The sequence below is a fragment of the Massilimicrobiota sp. mt181 genome (genome assembly GCF_055420065.1).
Window position 1 is genome coordinate 1 of the sequence record NZ_JBVAYN010000019.1, and the last position, 21,017, is coordinate 21,017.

General features: G+C 31.6%; 26 protein-coding genes and 1 other annotated feature. Of the genes, 7 read left to right on the forward strand and 19 right to left on the reverse strand.

Features of this window, described 5'->3' with window-relative positions; translation table 11 throughout:
* The coding region (locus ACZYT4_RS10405) for a hypothetical protein (protein ID WP_463785414.1) at positions 1-903 on the forward strand (903 nt) is incomplete at its 5' end.
* A 34-nt stretch (positions 904-937) separates the two neighbouring features.
* On the opposite strand, the gene metG is transcribed toward ACZYT4_RS10405, so the two are convergent.
* Positions 938-2,860 (reverse strand): methionine--tRNA ligase, encoded by a 1,923-nt coding sequence (gene metG, locus ACZYT4_RS10410; RefSeq protein WP_463785416.1) that lies wholly within the window; start codon positions 2,858-2,860, stop codon positions 938-940.
* Between the two features lie 35 nt (positions 2,861-2,895).
* Positions 2,896-3,094, reverse strand: a binding site (T-box leader).
* A 151-nt stretch (positions 3,095-3,245) separates the two neighbouring features.
* Between metG and ACZYT4_RS10415 the strand changes: the two genes are divergently transcribed.
* A complete protein-coding gene (locus ACZYT4_RS10415; protein ID WP_463785418.1) occupies positions 3,246-3,587 on the forward strand; it encodes a DUF4299 family protein in 342 nt (113 codons plus the stop codon).
* Between the two features lie 4 nt (positions 3,588-3,591).
* Here the strand turns inward: ACZYT4_RS10415 and ACZYT4_RS10420 are convergent, their stop codons facing one another.
* Entirely contained in the window at positions 3,592-3,990 is a 399-nt protein-coding gene (locus tag ACZYT4_RS10420; protein WP_463785420.1) for a hypothetical protein, read from the reverse strand.
* Between the two features lie 104 nt (positions 3,991-4,094).
* Between ACZYT4_RS10420 and ACZYT4_RS10425 the strand changes: the two genes are divergently transcribed.
* The 4 genes from ACZYT4_RS10425 to ACZYT4_RS10440 all read left to right on the forward strand — a co-directional run bounded on the left by ACZYT4_RS10425 (position 4,095) and on the right by ACZYT4_RS10440 (position 7,406).
* Positions 4,095-4,553 carry a hypothetical protein gene (locus ACZYT4_RS10425; RefSeq protein ID WP_463785422.1) on the forward strand — a complete coding sequence of 153 codons (459 nt, stop codon included), beginning with the start codon at positions 4,095-4,097 and terminating at the stop codon, positions 4,551-4,553.
* Between the two features lie 11 nt (positions 4,554-4,564).
* Positions 4,565-5,734, forward strand: a complete 1,170-nt coding sequence (locus tag ACZYT4_RS10430) for an iron-containing alcohol dehydrogenase (RefSeq protein ID WP_463785424.1) — start codon at positions 4,565-4,567, stop codon at positions 5,732-5,734.
* Positions 5,724-7,094: an aldehyde dehydrogenase gene (locus ACZYT4_RS10435; protein WP_463785426.1), complete on the forward strand. Its 1,371-nt coding sequence runs from the start codon at positions 5,724-5,726 to the stop codon at positions 7,092-7,094. The genes ACZYT4_RS10430 and ACZYT4_RS10435 overlap by 11 nt, the downstream gene beginning before the upstream one ends.
* A 75-nt stretch (positions 7,095-7,169) precedes the next feature.
* Positions 7,170-7,406: a TFIIB-type zinc ribbon-containing protein gene (locus tag ACZYT4_RS10440; RefSeq protein ID WP_463785427.1), complete on the forward strand. Its 237-nt coding sequence runs from the start codon at positions 7,170-7,172 to the stop codon at positions 7,404-7,406.
* A gap of 42 nt (positions 7,407-7,448) precedes the next feature.
* Here the strand turns inward: ACZYT4_RS10440 and mscL are convergent, their stop codons facing one another.
* The 4 genes from mscL to ACZYT4_RS10460 form a co-directional block, all read right to left on the reverse strand.
* Entirely contained in the window at positions 7,449-7,844 is a 396-nt protein-coding gene (gene mscL, locus ACZYT4_RS10445; protein WP_463785430.1) for a large conductance mechanosensitive channel protein MscL, read from the reverse strand.
* Positions 7,845-7,936: 92 nt separating this feature from the next.
* On the reverse strand, positions 7,937-9,367 hold the full coding sequence (locus ACZYT4_RS10450; protein WP_463785432.1) for a polysaccharide deacetylase family protein: 1,431 nt from the start codon (positions 9,365-9,367) through the stop codon (positions 7,937-7,939).
* 61 nt (positions 9,368-9,428) lie between these two features.
* Positions 9,429-10,211, reverse strand: coding sequence for an N-acetylmuramoyl-L-alanine amidase family protein (locus ACZYT4_RS10455; RefSeq protein WP_463785434.1), 783 nt, complete (start codon positions 10,209-10,211; stop codon positions 9,429-9,431).
* A 98-nt stretch (positions 10,212-10,309) separates the two neighbouring features.
* A complete protein-coding gene (locus ACZYT4_RS10460) occupies positions 10,310-10,615 on the reverse strand; it encodes a PTS sugar transporter subunit IIB (RefSeq protein WP_463785436.1) in 306 nt (101 codons plus the stop codon).
* Between the two features lie 131 nt (positions 10,616-10,746).
* Between ACZYT4_RS10460 and ACZYT4_RS10465 the strand changes: the two genes are divergently transcribed.
* Positions 10,747-11,211, forward strand: a complete 465-nt coding sequence (locus tag ACZYT4_RS10465; protein WP_463785438.1) for a flavodoxin family protein — start codon at positions 10,747-10,749, stop codon at positions 11,209-11,211.
* A gap of 34 nt (positions 11,212-11,245) precedes the next feature.
* On the opposite strand, the gene atpC is transcribed toward ACZYT4_RS10465, so the two are convergent.
* From atpC to ACZYT4_RS10530, 13 genes are all read right to left on the reverse strand, one after another.
* Positions 11,246-11,647, reverse strand: a complete 402-nt coding sequence (gene atpC / locus ACZYT4_RS10470; protein WP_463785441.1) for an ATP synthase F1 subunit epsilon — start codon at positions 11,645-11,647, stop codon at positions 11,246-11,248.
* Positions 11,634-13,040, reverse strand: a complete 1,407-nt coding sequence (gene atpD / locus ACZYT4_RS10475; protein WP_463785443.1) for a F0F1 ATP synthase subunit beta — start codon at positions 13,038-13,040, stop codon at positions 11,634-11,636. Before atpD ends, atpC begins: the two co-directional genes overlap by 14 nt.
* Before the next feature lie 12 nt (positions 13,041-13,052).
* Positions 13,053-13,904 (reverse strand): ATP synthase F1 subunit gamma, encoded by an 852-nt coding sequence (gene atpG, locus ACZYT4_RS10480; RefSeq protein WP_463785446.1) that lies wholly within the window; start codon positions 13,902-13,904, stop codon positions 13,053-13,055.
* Between the two features lie 6 nt (positions 13,905-13,910).
* Complete coding sequence (atpA, locus tag ACZYT4_RS10485) at positions 13,911-15,434, reverse strand: F0F1 ATP synthase subunit alpha (protein ID WP_463785450.1); 1,524 nt, start codon at positions 15,432-15,434, stop codon at positions 13,911-13,913.
* 8 nt (positions 15,435-15,442) lie between these two features.
* Positions 15,443-15,973, reverse strand: a complete 531-nt coding sequence (locus tag ACZYT4_RS10490; RefSeq protein ID WP_463785452.1) for a F0F1 ATP synthase subunit delta — start codon at positions 15,971-15,973, stop codon at positions 15,443-15,445.
* A complete protein-coding gene (gene atpF, locus ACZYT4_RS10495; RefSeq protein WP_463785454.1) occupies positions 15,973-16,476 on the reverse strand; it encodes a F0F1 ATP synthase subunit B in 504 nt (167 codons plus the stop codon). The genes ACZYT4_RS10490 and atpF overlap by 1 nt, the downstream gene beginning before the upstream one ends.
* Before the next feature lie 35 nt (positions 16,477-16,511).
* Positions 16,512-16,754 carry an ATP synthase F0 subunit C gene (gene atpE / locus ACZYT4_RS10500; protein WP_463785456.1) on the reverse strand — a complete coding sequence of 81 codons (243 nt, stop codon included), beginning with the start codon at positions 16,752-16,754 and terminating at the stop codon, positions 16,512-16,514.
* A 53-nt stretch (positions 16,755-16,807) separates the two neighbouring features.
* A complete protein-coding gene (locus tag ACZYT4_RS10505) occupies positions 16,808-17,473 on the reverse strand; it encodes a F0F1 ATP synthase subunit A (RefSeq protein ID WP_463785458.1) in 666 nt (221 codons plus the stop codon).
* On the reverse strand, positions 17,474-17,839 hold the full coding sequence (locus ACZYT4_RS10510) for an ATP synthase subunit I (RefSeq protein WP_463785461.1): 366 nt from the start codon (positions 17,837-17,839) through the stop codon (positions 17,474-17,476).
* A 150-nt stretch (positions 17,840-17,989) separates the two neighbouring features.
* The gene (upp, locus tag ACZYT4_RS10515; protein WP_463785465.1) at positions 17,990-18,613 is read right to left on the reverse strand and encodes a uracil phosphoribosyltransferase; all 624 of its coding nucleotides are present in this window, start codon (positions 18,611-18,613) and stop codon (positions 17,990-17,992) included.
* A 111-nt stretch (positions 18,614-18,724) separates the two neighbouring features.
* Complete coding sequence (gene glyA, locus ACZYT4_RS10520) at positions 18,725-19,966, reverse strand: serine hydroxymethyltransferase (RefSeq protein WP_463785466.1); 1,242 nt, start codon at positions 19,964-19,966, stop codon at positions 18,725-18,727.
* Position 19,967: 1 nt separating this feature from the next.
* Complete coding sequence (gene rpiB / locus ACZYT4_RS10525) at positions 19,968-20,408, reverse strand: ribose 5-phosphate isomerase B (protein WP_463785468.1); 441 nt, start codon at positions 20,406-20,408, stop codon at positions 19,968-19,970.
* Positions 20,405-21,007: an L-threonylcarbamoyladenylate synthase gene (locus ACZYT4_RS10530; protein WP_463785472.1), complete on the reverse strand. Its 603-nt coding sequence runs from the start codon at positions 21,005-21,007 to the stop codon at positions 20,405-20,407. Before ACZYT4_RS10530 ends, rpiB begins: the two co-directional genes overlap by 4 nt.
* Positions 21,008-21,017: the final 10 nt, after the last annotated feature.

Here is a 21,017-nt window from a genome sequence, read left to right on the forward strand (position 1 = left end):
GCCAGAAAAAGACAATATGTTTACTCTGATTTAAAACAGCAGATCAGTCAATCAGCTCACCAATATGAAGATATGGAAGATTTGCTCGTCAGTTATGGTCATCCATTGAGTGTTGCCTATACTTATGGTTATCGTCCTATATTTTCTCATCGATTTAATCCTAAAATTGTCAATTCAATAGAAAAATTTGTCTTTCTTATTTCTGGTATCTATCTTTTTTTATCAACACTCTATTATTTAGAACAGTTTTCCTGTCTTCCCTTTCAAGCAGATAACCGCGTTATCACTTCAATGAATACATCTTCTATTCTCACTGCTCTTTTATCTTATCCCATTATCACAATGATTGGTATTGTGGCGATTGCTATCATCGTTTTATCCATATTTGATTATAAACATCCTATATCTCAGGATATTGATTTAAAATGGAATCTTCAGACTCTCGATACTCTTCCTCATCCTTCTCATTATCCTAACCACACTATTGAAACAATATTTATGATTATTTTCATTATTTTCTTTATATGTTATGGTATCTTCTTCTCTAGTGATATGATTATTCAAATACAACATGAATCATATCAAATGATTCATATGATGACTTATTTCTTTCAACCATTTATTATGATCATCATTTTTGATTACTTCATAGATATGACAAAAAAGATATATACAAAAAAATATTTAAAATATAATTTTTTAATTAATCTTTTTACAATTGTTTCTCTATCTATTTTTGTTATTAACTCACAATTTTTAAGTGATTATCTTCTCCCCATGACTTATTTTCAATATATTCTTGTCAATACATTCATTATTCTTGCCCTATTCTTTATCTATTCTATTTCTTTATATAAATTAATCAGAAATATAAAATCTTATCGTTTTCTATTTAAAAAATAGACCTTAGAATTCATTCAATCTAAGGTCCTTTTCTTTATCTTATTTTTGTTCCATTTGGTAAATTATCTACAGATACAAGTTCCAACATTTTTTTCTTAGATCCAGCAAGAATCATACCTTGTGATTCAACACCTCTTAATTTAGCAGGTTTTAAGTTAGATACAACAATAACTTTCTTTCCAACCATCTCTTCTGGTGTATAGAAATCTGCAATACCACTGACAATCTGTCTTGTTTCTTTACCAATATTAATCTGAGAAACTAACAGTTTATCAGCATCTGGATGCTTTTCACATTTTTCTACTGTTCCAACAACAAGTTCAATTTTCGCAAAATCATCAATTGTAATTTGATTTTCATCTTCATGTTTTTCTTCTTTTTGAGGATATAAAGCTTCAACTTTCTTTTCTACTTCTTTAGGATCTAATCTTGCAAATAACTGTTGTGGTTTTTCAGTCACTTTTGTTCCTTCTTGATATAAACCAAAAGTATTTAAATCTAAGAAATTTCTTTGATCTGTATTGATTTGATCTAAAATCTTTGTAGATGTTGATGGCATATATGGTTCTAAAGCAATAGCTGCAAAACGAATAGCTTCAATTAAGTTATAAAGAACTGTTGCTAGACGATCTTTTTTGCTTTCATCTTTTGCCAGTGCCCAAGGCATTGTATCATCAATATATTTATTTGTTCTTCTAAGTAAGACAAAGATTTCATCTAATGCTTTAGATGCTTTAAATTCATCCATATAAGCTTGAACTTTCTTTGGCATAGCCAAAGCTATTTCTTTTAACTCATCATCAACAGGTTCATTCACTTGTGGATTTGTTATAATGCCATCAAAGTATTTATTTGTCATGGCAATTGTTCTATTGACTAAGTTACCTAAAATATTAGCTAAATCTGAATTAATACGTTCAACTAATAAATCCCATGTAATACTTCCATCATTATCATAAGGAATTTCATGTAAAACATAATATCTAACAGCATCTACACCAAAGATATTAACGAGATCATCAGCATAAATCACATTTCCTTTAGATTTAGACATTTTACTTTCACCTTGTAATAACCAAGGATGTCCAAAAACTTGTTTTGGTAATGGTAAATCTAAAGCCATCAACATAATAGGCCAATAAATCGTATGGAATCTGACAATATCTTTACCAATTAAATGTAAGTCTGCTGGCCAATATTTCTTAAATAATTCACCATGATTTCCATCAACATCATAACCTAGCCCTGTAATATAGTTTGTTAAGGCATCAATCCATACATAAACCACATGTTTAGGATCAAAATCTACAGGGATAGACCATTTGAATGAAGTACGTGAAACACATAAATCCTGTAAACCTGGTTTTAAGAAGTTATTCATCATTTCATTCTTTCTTGAAACAGGTTGAATAAATTCAGGATGATCTTCAATATGTTTGATTAAACGATCTGCATATTTAGATAATTTAAAGAAATAAGCTTCTTCTTTGGCATCATGAACTTCACCACCACAATCAGGACATTTTCCGTCAACTAATTGAGATTCAGTAAAGAATGACTCACATGCTGTACAATATTTACCTTCATAATGTCCTAGATAAATATCTCCCTGATCATATAATTTCTTAAAGATTTTTTGAACTTGTTTCACATGATATTCATCTGTTGTTCTCATGAAACGATCATATGTTGTATCCATCATATCCCAAATTTCTTTGACAACAGCTGCTTTTTCATCAACAAACTGTTTAGGTGGAATTCCTGCTTCTTGAGCTTTTAATTCAATCTTTTGTCCATGTTCATCAGTTCCAGTCTGAAAATAAACATTGTACCCTTCCTGTCTTTTACTTCTTGCGATAGCATCAGCTAAAATAATTTCATATGTATTACCGATATGAGGTTTTCCTGAAGTATAAGTAATTGCCGTTGTTAAATAATAATCTTTTGGATCTTTCATCATTTCTCCTCCTTCAAAATAAAAAAACGTCCTTATAAAAGGACGTATTATACGCGGTACCACCTTTTTTTATATCTTTCGATATACCCTCAAAACTTTAACGCAGTTAACGTTTATCTCTCACTATTCAAGATAACAGCTCCCAGCCCATCTTCATAAAAGTTATGTCCTGATTTGCACCAACCATCAGTTCTCTACAACGCCCTTTTAATCTCTGCTGTTCTTAGCCTTTTTGATACTCTTAAACATTATCAAATATTTTTTTTAAAGTCAATAAAGTTTCATAACAAAATAACGATTCTCTTTTGATATAAACGAAAAAAAATGATTTTCTCACAGTGATAATGATATAATAAAATTAACAAGAATAGAAAGGACTGATTTTATGGGTTTATTTAAGAAAAAGAAAAAGACTGTTAATTGGGATGATGCTTATAAAGCCACGCCTCATTTTTATAAGCAATCTGATGGAAGTGTATTTGGTGCAATGAGTTTAACAGAAGGCACGAAAACAATGTTAATGAAACAACCTCAATTACATTTTCAAGTTGAAGGACAAAATATATCACAATGGAGATTAACACTGATTAGTACGACAAATGATTCTATGATTGGTGATATGGATTATTTTACGGCTTTAAAGACATTACAACCTTATATTCTTGCTGAAGATAGCAATTTTATTTTAGTAAAAGGATTAACTTTAGATGAATTAAAGAGTTTATAATCAACTAGCCACCAATAAGAGTCAGTTGATCATTCACATATTGACATACAGTAACACTCTCATTATTCAAATTTATATATACAGTTTGACTATCTGTCACTGCTGTTAAAATAATATAACCATTCTTTAGATGACCTGTATCAAATTTATAGATATAATTATCTAATTCTTTCAAGTTGCCTTCTGTAGATTTTGTTCCATTATCACTATAAAAATATTTTTGATTTTTTAAATCTAAACTTATTGTAGAGTGACTATTTTCTAATAAAAAAGTTACATAGTCTCCATATTGGATAGTCTTATGATAATCGTTTGATTTGAGACTATAACCTATAAATATACCTGCAAAAAAAATAAGCAAACATATTAAAAGAATAATGATTTTAGATTTTTTTGTTTCCATGGTCTTGACCTCCTTTTTAAAGATAACAAAATATTATGGAATGGTTGTGTATTTTTACTCTCTTTATAAAATAATGTTATAATAAAACTAAGGAGTGAATGCATATGAAAAAGCTGATTATTTGGATTGTGATGCAGTTTTTATATCGTGGTATGAAAGTTCTTTATCATGATGATCCACGTATGAAAGAGGAATTAGATGGATGGAAACAAGATAAAGTTTTAACATTACAAGTCATACATGGACCTTCAATAACGATTAAATACACATATCAAAAAGGATTGCATAAAGTCAAAAATGTAAAACCTGATATTTGTATTACCTTTAAAAGTATTCAAACAGCATTGCTTGTCTTTACAGGTATGATGAGTGTCAAAAGTGCTTATTTAGAACATCGTTTTTCTTTAAGAGGAGATGTTTTTGAAAGTATGAGATTTGTTAGATGTGTTGATTTGGTAGAAACTTATCTTTTCCCTCGTTTTATGACAAAACGTATTTTAAATCATCAGGAAAAGAAGTATAAACCAACTTTATTGATTTATATAAAAGCTTTATTTGCTTAGGAGGGATCATTATGTATTTTGAATTTGTCAATAAAACAAAGGTATGTGCAGGTAAGAATGCTTTAAGTCAATTAGAATACGAGTGTCAGCAATATCATATGAAACATCCTCTGATTTTAACAGACCATGTTTTATATCAACTCAAATATGTTGATATCCTGACAAAACATTTATCATTAGAATATAGTCTATATACTGATATTCCTGTTGATTCTTCTATTCATACGATTGAAGATATTAAAGATTTTTATATCAAAGAAAATTGTGATGGATTGATTGCTTTAGGTGGTGGAAGTGTTTTAGATACAGCTAAGGGTGTTTATTTGATGTTATCACAGGAATGTGAATCGATTGAAGATATTTTAGGTTTTGAAGATTTAAAGCTCGGTAAAGATGTTCCATTCTTTGCCATTCCAACAACAAGTGGAACTGGTAGTGAAGCTACATGTGTCGCTGTGGTCAGTCATCCTGAAAAGCAAGTCAAACTTGAAATCATTTCACAGCATATTCAAAGTCATGTTGCTTTCCTTGATCCTGTTCTTACACAAAATCTTCCATTAAAAACAACAGCTTCTACAGGTATTGATGCTTTAACACATGCCATCGAAGCTTATACATGTTCACAGAAAAATCCAATCAGTGATGCTTATGCTATCTTAGCGATACAAACCATTTCACAAAATATTTTAAAAGTCATAGACAATCCCAAAGATGAAAACATTCGATTAAATCTTGCGTTAGCTTCTTATGAAGCTGGATGTGCCTTTTCGAATTCAATGGTTGGTATTGTTCATGCGATTGGCCATGCTTTAGGGGCTGTCTGTCATATTGCTCATGGAGATGCGATGAGTATGCTGCTTATCCCTTGTATGCGTTATAATCTGGAAGTGAATAAAGACTTATATGGGGATGTATTATTATATCTTGGACAAAAAGAACTTTATAGCCAAACACCAAAAGAACAGCTAGGTCAAAAAGCGATTGATTATATTGCGAGTTTATTACAGACTTTACATGAAAAGACAAATCTTCCTGTATCACTGGGAAGTGTTGAAAATTTATCTGAACATATCAATGAAGTGGCTGAAAAAGCTTTAAATGATGGAGCTTTAATAGTCAATAACAAATATGCAAATAAACAAGATATTATCAATATATTGGAGGGTCATTATGGATATTAAAGAATTAGTGAAAACACAACGTGAATTTTACAATACACAATATACCAAAGATATTAACCATAGAATACAGACTTTAAAAGCGATGAGAACTTGGATCTTAGAACATCAAAATCGTATTATTGAAGCCTTGAAAAAAGATTTGAATAAAGATGCTGTCGAATCTTATATGTGTGAAATTGGCTTGGTTTTAAGTGAATTAAACTATCAGTTAAAACATATTAAAAAATGGAGTCGTAATAAATATGTCTGGACGCCAATCTCTCAATTCTATGGAACAAGCTTTGAATCTTATGAGCCTTATGGTGTGACATTGATTATGAGTCCTTGGAATTATCCTTTCATGTTATCAATTGAACCAGCAGTTGGCGCTATTGCAGCTGGAAATACTGTAATTATCAAGCCGAGTGCTTATGCTCCAAATGTTTCACATGTGATTAAACAAATGATAACTGAAAGCTGTGATGAAAGATATGTGGCAGTTGTTGAAGGTGGAAGAGCTGAGAATACAGAACTTTTGGAACAACGTTTTGATTATATTTTCTTTACAGGTAGTGTGAATGTTGGCAAACTGGTTATGGAAAAAGCGAGTCGTTATTTAACACCTGTAACTTTAGAATTAGGTGGGAAAAGTCCTTGTATCGTTGATGATGATAAGAGTTTAAAATTGGCTGCCAAACGTATTGCTTTTGGTAAGTTTTTAAACGCTGGTCAGACATGTGTGGCTCCTGATTATTTATTAATCAAAGACAAATATAAAGATCAGTTCATTCAATATATGAAAGATGCTATTCATGAATTCTTTGGTGATCAACCTTTACAAAATCCTCAACTTGTTAAAATTATTAATCAAAAACACTTTGATAGATTATCACATTTATTAGAAAATCAGGATATTGTGATTGGTGGAAAAGGAAATCCAGAAACCTTACAGATTGAACCAACGGTTGTTGATCATGTTGATGGAAACAATCCATTAATGCAAGAAGAAATCTTTGGTCCTATTCTTCCTATTTTGACTTATCAAAACATTGATGAAGCTATAAACTTTGTTAATCAAAGAGAAAAACCATTAGCTTTCTATATCTTTTCTAACAATAAGGCCATTCAAAAGAAATTATTGAAACATTGTAGCTTTGGTGGTGGTTGTATTAATGATACGATTATTCATCTTGCAACAAGTGAATTAGGTTTTGGTGGTGTTGGTAATAGCGGTATGGGCGCATATCATGGTAAAAAGAGTTTTGAAACTTTCTCTCATATGAGAAGTATCGTAAAAAAAGCAACTTGGATAGATTTACCTATGCGTTATTATCCTTATAATGCATTGAAGGATAAATTAATCAGAATGTTCGTTAAATAATTTAACATACTGTTAATATAAATTTCAAATACAATCTATACCATATAATATAGATAAGCATAAGGAGGAAATATTATGAAATGTCCCGTATGTAAAGATGTTACATTATTAATGGCTGAAAAGCATGGTATTGAAATCGATTATTGTCCTGAATGCCGTGGAATTTGGCTAGACCGTGGTGAACTTGATAAAATTATTGAAAGAGCATCAGGAGAACAAAAACAATACTCTTCTAAAGATTATGAAAAATCTCATAAAAAGAAGAAAAGTTCTACATTAATGGATATTCTTGAAATCTTTGGTGGAGAATAAAAGCTGTCAGGGATAAGTGAAATGCTTATTCCGACAGCTTTTTTAGTCTTCTAATTGTGATGTACAGTGAGGACAACGTGATGCATCAATATGAATTTCTGATTTACAAAACGGACAAATTTTCTTATCAGGAATGACATTATCCTCTTTTTTTCCAATACTCATGAGTTTATTAACAGCCTTCATAATACAAAATAAAACAAAAGCCATAATAAAGAAATTCACTAATGACGAAAGAAATGCTGAAGCAAAACTTGCAATATCCTGTAATGTATATATTTTTCCACCAGTGACAAAATTTAAAATAGGGTTAATAAAATTGTCAGTTAAAGAGGTCACAATGCCAGTAAAAGCTCCCCCTATAATAACCCCAATCGCCATATCCAGCATATTTCCACGTAAAGCAAACTTCTTAAATTCATTCATAAAATTCTTCATATCTTCACCTACTTTTTCATAGAATAACATATTCCAACAAGAAAATACAGAATATCTTATTGAAAAAAAGTCAAACAATATCATGTCTGACTTTAATTATTAACCCCATGATGTGGAGTAAATGATGTATCATCTATTCCTTTAAATGTATAACCTAATTTTTGATAATGTTCTATAATTTTTGGTAAAGCTTCTACAGTTGTTGATTTCGCAGCTGTATCATGCATTAATAAATTAATATTTTTCGCTTTACTTTGGGTTGCATTTTTCACAATGACAGAAACAGGTCTGTTATTTCCAGCAGCATCTGTTGAATCAGCATTCCAATCATAATACTGATATCCTCTATTTTGAACTTCAGTGACTAATGTTGTCATTAGACCTTTACAATATTTTGCTGATTTAGTATTGGAACTTCCTCCTGGAAAACGAATATACTTAGGAACAAAACCAATCTGTTCTTTAACCATCTGTCCAATCTTATTTAAATCATCAAAATAAGCATCTACTGATGAATAAACTTCCTTGTAATTATGACTATATGTATGTAATCCTATCGTATGTCCTTTTTCGTAAGCCTCTTTAATATATTTATTATATTTTTGACCATTTCCAGTTACGAAGAAAGTTGCTTTCACATTGTATTTATCTAAAATATCAATAATTTTCTTTGTATTTTCTGATGGTCCATCATCAAAAGTTAAATATATAATTTTCTCTTCACTAGAAGGAACAGCTTTCGTTACAACTTTCTTTAATACTTTAATTTGTCTTGAAAAGACATTTTCATTTCCACTTCTATCTTTCACTGTATATTTCACAGTATATGTTCCAGCTTTTGATAAGTCGACTTGACTGGAATCTACTTCAATTTGAGGATCAGGATCACGATTATCTTTTGCTGTTAATCCAGAAAGATAATCAACTTCTCCATTCACTTTCACAGTCAAATCATGTAATCCTGTCAACTCAGGTTTTTCTTCATCCTTAACAATATTGACTTCAACTTCTTTTTCAGTCTTATTTCCTGCTTCATCTTCAACAACTACCCAAACCTTTTGATTTCCTTCTTTGTTGAAATCATAATCTTTTTTAAAATAAGCTTTGGTCTTTGTTTGATCTTGAATATCTGACACAATATCCGATATATCTACTTTCATACCTAAATCAATATCTAAATTCTTTGTTTTGTATTCAGGTTTTTGAGTATCAACAACTTCAACAGGTAAATCATATTCTTTATCTTTTAGGGTATATTTAATTTGATATTGACCTAATTTTTTTATATCAACTTGACTAGAATCTATTTGAATATCACTTAATTGATATTTTCCATTGATTTTTTCTATATAAGATGCGGGATCAATACTTTCATTAATTTCTACTTTGACATAATCTTTTTTAAATTGAATGAGAGGCTTATTCAACATTTTAAAAGCTGAAAATGCTACGATAATAACAATAAAAATACCTGCAAATATCAATAAACTTTTCTTTATATTTTTCTTTAATCTTAATTTCATATATTGCACCTTTCCACGTTTCATATCTTAACAAAAATATTTGAACTTTTTGTGGATTTTTTTACTCATTTGTATTATTTTGTGTTATTGTTTCTGAATTATGTGCACTCACTTCATTAATAATACCTTGTGCTATTGCTTCTCCCAATTTTTGTAATTTTTGATCATCACTTAAATAAGCATAATCATTGGCGTTATTGATATATCCCAATTCTAGCAGTACAGATGGCACTGTATTATCTCTTAATACCTGAAGTGATCTTTCTCCATCTATAATACCTCTGTTTTTTGAATAATTGAATGTTTCTATACTTGATCCAATATTTTGTGCTAAAGATTGACTTTCATCATTCTTCGTATAGATTTCAAAGCCTGAAACATCATCTGATTCTTCAAATGAATTCACATGAATAGAAACAAAATAATCAGCATTGTTTTCGGCACTCATAGCTGCTCTCTTTTTTAAATCTTCTATCTTATTATTAGATAAAGAAATATCACTCTCTCTTGTAAAAACAGCTTTAATATTAGCTTCTTCTAAAGTATCACCTATCGCTTTTGCAGTTGTTAAGGTAATATTTTTTTCCAAGACATCTCCCACATTAGCACCTGGATCCCAGTCACCATGTCCTGGATCTATCACAATAGTTGCAATATACTCTTTTTCTGTTACTGTTTCTTCTTCATTTGTTTGTGTCTGCTCTTCTTCTTTTTGAAAATAAGAACTTATTGTTCCCACAACCCATGAAGCGCCTCTATAGAGTCCAAAACCAACAACTCCAATAACAATCAGCACAATAATAAGTCGATCTATTCTTAATTTTAATTTTCTTTTTTTTGCCACATCATCACATCCTTCATAATCTCTGTCATTTTATCATCTTTTGTCATATATTGAAAACATTTTATAAAAAAATCATATTGATTTTTTACCAATATGATTTAGTCTTCTTTTTTTAATAATGCAATAGCTTCTTCAAGTACCTTTTTTCCATTCATCATTCCATAATCTTTCATATCAATAACCGCGATCGGTTTATTATCAAACATTGATCGAATATGCTGTTCCTGGAAACGAACTTGAGGACCTAATAAGATAACATCTGCATCTTGACCATAAAGATGTGTATCAGCAATAGGATGTGCTTCTATATCAACATCCAACTGCTTTTCTCGTGCTGCTTCATTCATACGATTAACCAATAAGCTGGTAGACATCCCGGCAGAACAAACTAATAAGATTTTCATATGTTATTCCTCCTCTACACTCATCATACCAATTCAATAAATAAAAGTAAATTTATTTGATAATGTAAAAAAACATTGACCGGTTGTAACTACCGGATATTATAATAAATGTATTCAAAGGAGGAAGACATATGGAAAAAATATTATTTATCAATGGAAGTCCTCATCAAAATGGAGAGACTTATCAAATAGGTGAAGCATTATTAAAAGATAAAGAACATGACGTTTTGCAGATGGTTGATTATAAGGTTTCACAATATGGTCAAGTCTTTGAAGATGATCAGATTAAAGATATTTTTAATGAAATCAAAAAAGCTGATACAATTGTGATAGGATCTCCTGTCTATTGGTACACAGTCAGCGGCTTATTAAAAACATTTATTGATCGTACATACATGTTACCCCAAGCGCAGGAACTTCAAGGAAAAAAACTTTATGTCTTTGCGCAAGGTTCTATGCCAAGTCAGGAATGTCATAATCATATCACTTATCTTTTTACAAGATTTGCTCATCTCATGAACATGGAATTAAAAGGACTTGTGATTGGTCCTGCTAGTCAAAAAAATAAAATCATTCAAGATCTTCACTTTTTATAATGAGAAAACCGCACTACTAAGTGCGGTCATTATTTTAATATGTTGTTTTCACATGAATTCTCACCAATGCTTTTTTAAGAGAAATTTCTGCACGTAAGACATCAATATCTTCTGGATTTTTTAAACGTTGCTGGGCTCTTTGTTTAGATGCTTCTGCACGTTGTAAATCAATCTCTTCAGGAGATTCAATAGCATTCGCAATAATGACAGTTTCCTGTTCTCCAACATAAACAAAACCACCTGCAATCGCAAAATATTGTCTTTGACTATTTTGATCAATATAGTTCATTTCAGAAATTTCTATTCCACTTACCAATGGGATATGATTTGCTAGAATTCCCATTTGGCCTCCGCTTGATCTGATATTAAGAATTTCTACATCTGTTTCTCTATAAACACCTTTAGGTGTAATGATTTTCAATTTAAATGTTTTCATTCGTCAACAACTTCGCCTTTTCTACTGCTTCTTCAATTGTTCCTACATTATGGAATGCCTGTTCAGGAAGATGATCCCATTTTCCTTCAAGAATCTCCTTAAATCCTTTGATTGTATCTTCTACACGAACATATTTTCCTTCCAATCCTGTAAATTGTGAAGCAACAGTAAATGGTTGTGATAAATAATTACGAACACGTCTTGCTCTGGCAACAGTCACTTTATCTTCTTCACTTAATTCATCCATACCTAAGATAGCAATGATATCCTGTAAATCCTGGAATCTCTGTAATATTTGTTGAACGCCATGAGCCACTTCATAATGTTCTTTACCAACGATGAGCGGATCTAATGCTCTTGATGATGAATTTAATGGATCAACAGCTGGATAAATACCTAATGCTGCAATAGAACGTTCCAAAACAACTCTTGCATCCAAATGCGCAAATGTTGTCGCTGGTGCAGGGTCTGTTAAATCATCTGCTGGAACATAAACAGCCTGTACTGATGTAATAGAACCTTGTTTAGTAGAGGTAATACGCTCTTGTAATTGTCCCATTTCTGTCGCAAGTGTTGGCTGATATCCTGCTTGTGAAGGCACACGTCCTAATAATGCAGAAACCTCAGAACCTGCTTGTGTAAAACGGAAAATATTATCAATAAACAACAAGACATCCTGTTTTTGTTCATCTCTAAAATATTCTGCCATTGTTAAACCTGTTAAAGCGACTCTTAAACGTGATCCTGGTGGTTCATTCATCTGTCCAAAGACAAGTGTTGTTTTATCTAAAACGCCACTTTCTTTCATTTCATAATAGAGATCATTTCCTTCTCTAGAACGTTCTCCCACTCCAGCAAACACAGATAAACCTCCATGTTGCGTTGCAATATTATTAATCAACTCTTGAATTAAAACTGTTTTTCCTACACCGGCTCCACCAAACAAGCCAATTTTTCCACCTTTGATATATGGACAAATCAAATCAATAACTTTAATACCTGTTTCTAAAATTTCAGTATCTGTTCTTTGTTGTGCATATGTTGGAGCTTTTCTATGAATAGGCATTTTTTTCACATCTGCTGGTAATTCTTCTTTTTCATCAATAGGCTGACCTAATACATTAAACATTCTTCCTAAAGTTTCATTTCCAACTGGAACACAAATAGGATTTTCTGTATCAACAGCTTCCAAACCTCTTGTCAGTCCATCAGTTGATCCCATGGCAATACAACGAACAACATCATCACCAATATGTTGGGCAACTTCAACAGTTAATATTTCACCATGATTATCAATCTCAATAGCTGTATTTAATGCTGGTAAATGATCAGCATCAAATACAATATCAACAACTGGTCCAACGGCACGCACAATCTTTCCTATATTTGCCATATTGCACCTCCTTTATTGAGCATTGGCTCCAGCCACAATCTCACTAATTTCATTCGTGATTGCTGTTTGCCTAGCCTGATTATATTTTAACAATAATTCTTCGATTAATTCTTCAGCATTATCTGTAGCATTTTCCATTGATGTTCTTCTAGAAGCATTTTCACTCGTTACAGATTCTACTAAATAACCATAAATCACAGATTGTAAATACATAGGTATCAAATCATTTAATACTGTTTGAGGATCTGGCTCAAACAATGTTTCTTTTTTGGTTGTTGAAGTATTCTCAAATAAATTTGTCTGTATAGGTAACAAATCAACAACAGTTGGTGTAAATGTTAAATTATTTACAAATTGAGTATAAATGATTTGAATGCTTTGAATACTATGATTTTTATAACGTTGTGTTAATTCTCTTACCAAACGAATAACATCTTTAAAATCTAAAGTAGAATTTAAATCAACATAATCTAAATGACAAGAAATCTGATAATGATTTAAATAATTAGCTCCTTTACGACCAATCATATAAACCTCATCTTCTGCATGAATATTTTCCATCATAACCTTAAATACATTGGCATTATATCCACCACATAATCCTAAACTCGAAGTGACCACAATATAAACTTTCTTGCCATCATGATTTTCTTTTAAATAAGGATTATCAACCATTCCTTGATTATCACTTAAAATCTCAGCAACAATTTCCTGTACTGTACTATAATAAGGTTTTAATTCTGTTAACTGATTTCTCGCTTTTCTTAATTTAGATGTTGCGACTAACTGCATAGCTTTTGTTATCTTTTTTGTAGATTCAACAGATTTCATACGTCTTTTAATAGACTGCATATCACTTGCCATAAACAACTAACCTTCCTTATGAATCCTTAAGAAAACAGCAACATAATCTTTCATAACATCTTTCATTTTTTGTGCTAATTCATCACTAATACTCTTTTGTGTATGAATGTCTTCAATGATTTCTGGATGTTTAGCTTCCATCTCACGATACAATTCATCAACAAATTGTTTCACTTTGGAAACTGGAATAGTTTTTGTGAATCCATATTTCAAGGCAAATAATGAAATAACCTGTTCTTCTACACTGCGTGGTGAATATTGAGGCTGTTTGAGAATTTCACGTACTTTTTCACCATGATCTAAAGTTGCCTGCGTTGTTGCATCAAGGTCACTACCAAATTGAGCAAAAGCCTGCATTTCACTATATTGTGCTAATTCCAGTTTTAATGAACTTGAAACTTGTTTCATAGCCTTTAATTGTGCTGATGAACCTACACGACTGACTGATAATCCAGTATCAATAGCAGGTCTAAATCCTGAGTTAAATAAATCCTGCTGTAAGAAAATCTGTCCATCTGTAATAGAAATCACATTTGTTGGAATATATGCTGAAATATCTCCAGCTTGTGTTTCAATAATTGGTAATGCTGTAATAGAGCCCCCACCATGTTCTTCGTTTAAACGACAAGCTCTTTCCAATAATCTTGAATGTAAGTAGAAAACATCTCCAGGATAAGCTTCTCTTCCTGGTGGTCTTTTAAGTAATAATGATAATGTACGATAAGCCACGGCATGCTTAGATAAATCATCATAAACAATCAAAACATCTTTTCCTTCATCCAACCATTCTTCAGCCATAGCACAACCTGCATATGGTGCAATATATTGAACTGGTGCCAATTCACTGGCTCCAGCATCCACAACAGTTGTATATTCCATAGCGCCACCTTGACGCAATTTTTCTACAATTTGGGCAACAGTTGAATTCTTTTGTCCAATCGCTACATAGATACAATAAATATTTTGTCCTTTTTGATTTAAAATTGTATCAATCGCAATCGCTGTCTTTCCTGTCTGACGATCACCAATAATCAATTCACGTTGTCCTCTACCAATTGGAATAATCGCATCAATACATATAATTCCTGTCTGTAGTGGCTGATCTACAGATTTTCTCGTCATAACTCCAGGTGCAATCTTTTCAATAGGACGTGTATGCTGATAAACAATTTCCCCTTGTCCATCAATAGGTTGTCCTAATGGATTGACAACACGTCCTAATAAACCATCACCAACCGGAACTTCAATAATTCTTCCTGTCTTTTTGACTTCGTCTCCTTCTTTAATTGTTCCCTCATCACCAAGCAAAACAGCTCCTACAGCATCTTCTTCAAGGTTCATAACCATTCCATAGACATCACCTGGGAACAATAACAATTCACCTAACATTGCATTATCGAGTCCATGAATAAGTGTAACACCATCTCCAACTGTCATGACTGTTCCTACATCTTTAGATTCAATTTGATCTGCAAAATGCTTGATTTGTTCTTTAATTAATGCACTAATCTCATCTGGTCTTAAATCCACATTGTCACCTACTTTCTCAATAATTCCTGTTTCAATAATCCCATTTTATAAGAAAGAGAATTATCATAAATATGGTTATCAATCTCAACTTTAATTCCACCAATTAAAGTTGTATCTATCATTTGTTTTAATAAGACTTTCTTCTTTGTTTTAGTAGATATAGCTTCCTCAATTTTCTTAAGTTCATCTTGAGAAAGTTCAAAAGCCGTCCATACTTTTCCTATTTGTATACCTAAATATTCATAACATAAATGTTGAAATTGATGACAAATCAAAAGAATACATCTGATTCTTCTTTTTTTAATCAATAACAAAAGAAACTGATAGACATAAGTTTCAATCTGTCCTTTCAAACACTGATCTAATACCTGATATTTATCTTCATCATGAATGGCAACATGACTAAAAAATTGAAGGATTGTAGAATCTTGAAAAATTTCCTCAACCTTTTCCATATCTTTTTGATATTGCTTGACAGCATTTTCTTCTTTAGCCAAAGCAAATAAAGCTTCAGCATATCTTTTGGCAATTGTATCCATTAATGAACAACCTGATCAACAAATTCTTCAACCATCTGTTGATTTTCCTTAGAATCCATTTCTTTACTCATGACTTTTGTTGCTGCCTCAATAGCAATATTAACCATTTCTTTCTTCATATCTTCTCTAGCCTGTTGTTTTTCCACTTCAATTTCTCTTTCTGCCTGTTCTAATTTACGAACAGCTTCTTCTTTGGCTTTCGCAATCATGTCATCATGCAGTTTCAAAGCATCACTCTTAGCTTTTTCTATGATATCATGATATTCCTTTGCTGATTGCCTAGCCTGTTCTTCACTTTCCAGCATCAACTGCTTTGCTTTTTCTTGAGATGTTTTTGCATCCTGAATCTGTGACTCAATAAAATCTGCACGTTTTTGAAAATACTTTTGAACTGGAATCCAAAAGAACTTTTTAAAAATAATCAATAATACACCTGTAGATAACAATTGAATCACTATGGTCGCAAGATTAGGAAACAATTTTCCTGCAACATCAATACTCATTGTATGCCTCCCTTCTTATAAAAAGTTCATCCTTTTTATAAATACATAGTTGGGAATACGAAAATTAAAATAATTGCAATTAATAATCCATAAATAGCGACTGTTTCTGTTAAAGCGATACCTAAAATCATCATTGTTCTTATTTTTCCTTCGGCTTCAGGATTTCTACCTACAGCTTCAACTGCTTTACTTGCAGCAATTCCTTCTCCAATACCTGTACCTAAACCTGCACATACTGCAATTCCAGCAGCAATTGCAACTAAACCTAAATCTGTCATATTTTATTTACCTCCATTATTTTTATTTATCAAAACTATACTTATAGTTAAGATCAATCTTCATTTTCCATCATAATCAATATAGATGAAATTGTTACAAACACTAATGTCTGGATAACCCCAGCAAATAAATCAAAATAAATATGGAACACTGGTGCAATCACTGGTCCTAAAAAGTTGATTGTTGTTGGAATAATCAAACCTGATAACCAAGCTGTAAATTGATAAAGCAACGACATTAAAATGCTACCACTTAAAATATTACCAAAAATACGGAAAGATAACGAAATTAAGGGAGCTATTGTTCCAAAAATATTCGTTGGTGGCCAAACATTACCTTTAATATATTCTTTAATTCCTTTTTTTCTAATCGCATTAAACTGAATCAAAACAAACGTAATGATTGTCATTGATAAAGTAATTGAATAATTGGACGTTGGTGCATCAAAACCAATGAGACCACTAATATTGGCTACAACCAAATAGCAAAATAACATTGCAAAATAAGGATAGTAATTCTTTTCAAAATGACTTGGCATAATAGATTTCAAATAGTTATAAATCATTTCTACACCAGTTTCAACGACCAAAACCAATCCTTTAGGTCTTTTGGTCGCATCTGCAACAGCAATCTTTCTTCCTGCATAAATAAAAAAGACTGCTAACATGGCCATAATGATTAAAGAAAATATTAATTCTGTTTGAATCACTATATGCATCTATCTCATCTCCTTTCTCTTTTTTATATTTAACCAATAAATCGTTATAGGAGTTATCAGATATCCAAGAAATACACCCAAAAGATGTACATATTCTTTCCATATTACAGCCACCATAAAGCCTATGATCATCAAAATGAGTTTAAGCATAAACATAAGAATAATGAGTATAACTTGATGTCCTTCCTGTAAAATTGTATGACTAAATTTTATTGTTAACATAAAATTTATATAGCAGACAATATATCCTATTATCACTCCCAAGGGATATGCTATTGTTTTAAAAAATAAGCCTAAAAGACAAAAAAGGAGCAAGATGAAGACAAAGATTTTTCTTGATTCCAGTTGAACATCTCTTTCATTCACATAGCTCACTCCTTATTTTTCATACTGTCTTGATTATATCGTGGATATTCAAAAATAACAATCAATTTGATTATAAGATACAGTGAAATAAACCTTTATTCTTCTATTATTGTCAAAGACATAAAATCCATAACATATAATTTTAAAGTGCTATTCTGTTCCAAATAAACGATCTCCCGCATCTCCTAATCCTGGAACAATATATCCTTTATCATTGAGTTTTTCATCTACTGCAGCAATAATTAAATCCACATCTGGATGTTCTCTTTCAAGCATCTGAATTCCTTCTGGTGCTGCTACCAGACAGGCTAATTTGATATTTCTAGCTCCACGTTTTTTAATATTGGTAATAGCAGCACAGGCACTTCCTCCTGTCGCAAGCATTGGATCAAGAACAAAGACATCAGATTCTTTTAAACATGAAGGAAATTTAGCATAATACTCTTCTGGCTCTAAAGTTTCTTCATTTCTTGACATACCAATATGACCAACTTTTGCTGTTGGTATAATTGTTTTAAAACCATCAACCAAACCTAATCCAGCTCTTAAAATAGGAACCAATACAATTGGACGTACTAATTTTTTACCAGTCATGGCACATATAGGTGTTTCAATTTCAATATTTTGTAAAGGTAAATTCTTTGTCACCTCATATGCCATTAACATAGCAATTTCATCTAAATTCTGTCTAAATTCTTTTGTTCCTGTTTCTTTATTTCTCATAATAGTCAACTTATGATCAATAAGTGGATGATTTAAAATAATGATAGCCATTGATAATCCCTTCTTTCATTGATTTCTAATATTATTATACCAAATTCTTGATATAAAGCCCATCATTATTCATTTTCGTTTTCATAATCAAAAAAAGAGAAGTTTCCTTCCCTATTTCATATATGATATATCATGATACATTGTCACTTTATCAGTTAATGCTTTAACTCTTTTTAAACATGCTTCTTTGACTTCATCTGTTTCATCATTTTTTAAACGATAAGCTATAATCTTACCAACTTCTCTAAAATCATTTTCATCAAATCCTTTTGTTGTCATTGCTGGTGTTCCTACACGAATACCACTAGCTTTGAAAGGTTTTTCTGTATCAAATGGGATAGCATTTTTATTAGCCGTAATATTGATTTCATCAAGTAATCTTTCTGCTTTTTTTCCACTCATACCACAGCTTGCTTTCACATCAATTAAAAGCAAATGATTATCTGTTCCATCCGCAACCAATCTAAATCCTTCTTCTTTTAAAGATTGTTCTAATGCTTTTGCATTTTTGATAATCTGTTTTGCATAATCTTTAAATTCTGGTTGCAAAGCTTCATAGAAACAAGCCGCTTTGGCTGCAATAATATGCATTAATGGTCCACCTTGCATACCAGGAAAAACAGCTCTATCAATATCTTTTCCTAATTCTTCTTTGCACATAATAACACCACCACGTGGTCCTCTTAATGTTTTATGAGTCGTTGTTGTGACAACATCAGCATAAGGGACAGGTGAAGGATGTAATCCAGCAGCCACCAATCCGGCAATATGAGCCATATCTACCATAAATAAAGCACCATTATCATGTGCAATCTTCGCCATATATTTAAAATCAATAACTCGTGAATAAGCACTTGCGCCAGCAACAACCAATTTAGGTTTAATTTCTTCTACTTTTCTCTTATATTCATCATAATCAATTGTTTCTGTATCACGAGAAACACCATAACTATAAAATTCATAGTTGATTCCTGAATAATTAAGTGGATGTCCATGTGTTAAATGTCCTCCATCAGCAAGTGACATTCCTAATACCTTATCTCCATGATTTAATAAAGCCAAATAAACTGCTGTATTCGCTTGTGCCCCACTATGAGGCTGAACATTGGCATATTCACAACCAAATAATTCTTTTAAACGATTAATTGCTAGAGTTTCTACTTCATCGACAAACTGACATCCTCCATAATATCTTTTTCCTGGATATCCTTCAGCATACTTATTTGTCAAAACACTTCCAGCTAATTCTAAGATTTCTTCAGATACAAAGTTTTCTGAAGCAATCAACTCAATATTATTTCTTTGTCTATTTAACTCTCTTTCTACACTTTCAAAAACTTGTTGATCTCTCATATTACTCACTCTCCAAAGCCATTAATTTTTGAATTCTCTGATCATGTCTTCCACCTTCATAATCAGTATGTAACCATGCATTTAAAATTTCTAAAGCTAATCCTTCTCCAATCACTCTTTGACCCATCGCTATCATATTTGTATCATTGTGTGCTCTTGTTGCTTTAGCACTAAACACATCATGAACCAACGCACAACGAATACCATTAATTTTATTACATGTAATAGAAACACCAATACCCGTTCCACAAACAACAACACCTTTTTCACATTCCCCACTTGCGACAGCTCTGGCAGCCTTTGCAGCATAATCAGGATAATCACAGCTTTCCTCATTATATGTTCCAAAGTCTACAACTTCATATCCTTGTTTTTTCAAATCTTTCATTAAAACATTTTTTAAACGAAAACCACCATGATCACATGCAACTGCTATTTTCATTTGATTACCTCCTCTATATCTTCTTTTGTTATTTTTCCTGCTCTTAATATTTTGATTTCATCCTGACTCACATCAACAACTGTACTGGCAATGTTGTCAGATGTCCTTCCATCAACAACCAAATCAATTCTCCCATCTAACTGCTCTAAAACTTCCGCTGTTGATGTTGTATTGGGATGATTTGACAAATTTGCACTTGTCACCAACATTGGACCTACTTTTTCTAATAATGATAAAACAAATGAACTATCTGGTATTCTTATACCAATGGTTGGCTTTCCATTTGTCATAGCTTCACTTACAGTTTCTTTTTTCTTAAAAATCAGTGTTATCATTCCTGGCATAAAATGCTCTATTAATTTTTGAGCTTTTTCACTCACATAGGCATATTGAGAAATATCTGCTTTATTTGCAACCATCAATGTAATAGCTTTTGAATAATCTCTATTCTTTGCTTCCATTAAATGATCTAATGCTTTTTCATCTTGAAAACGAACGCCTACACCATAAACTGTTTCTGTTGGAAAAGCAACAATACCACCCTTTTGAATTACATCACAAATCTCATTCATTTGATTTTCTAATACAACTTTTGTCATCTTCATCACC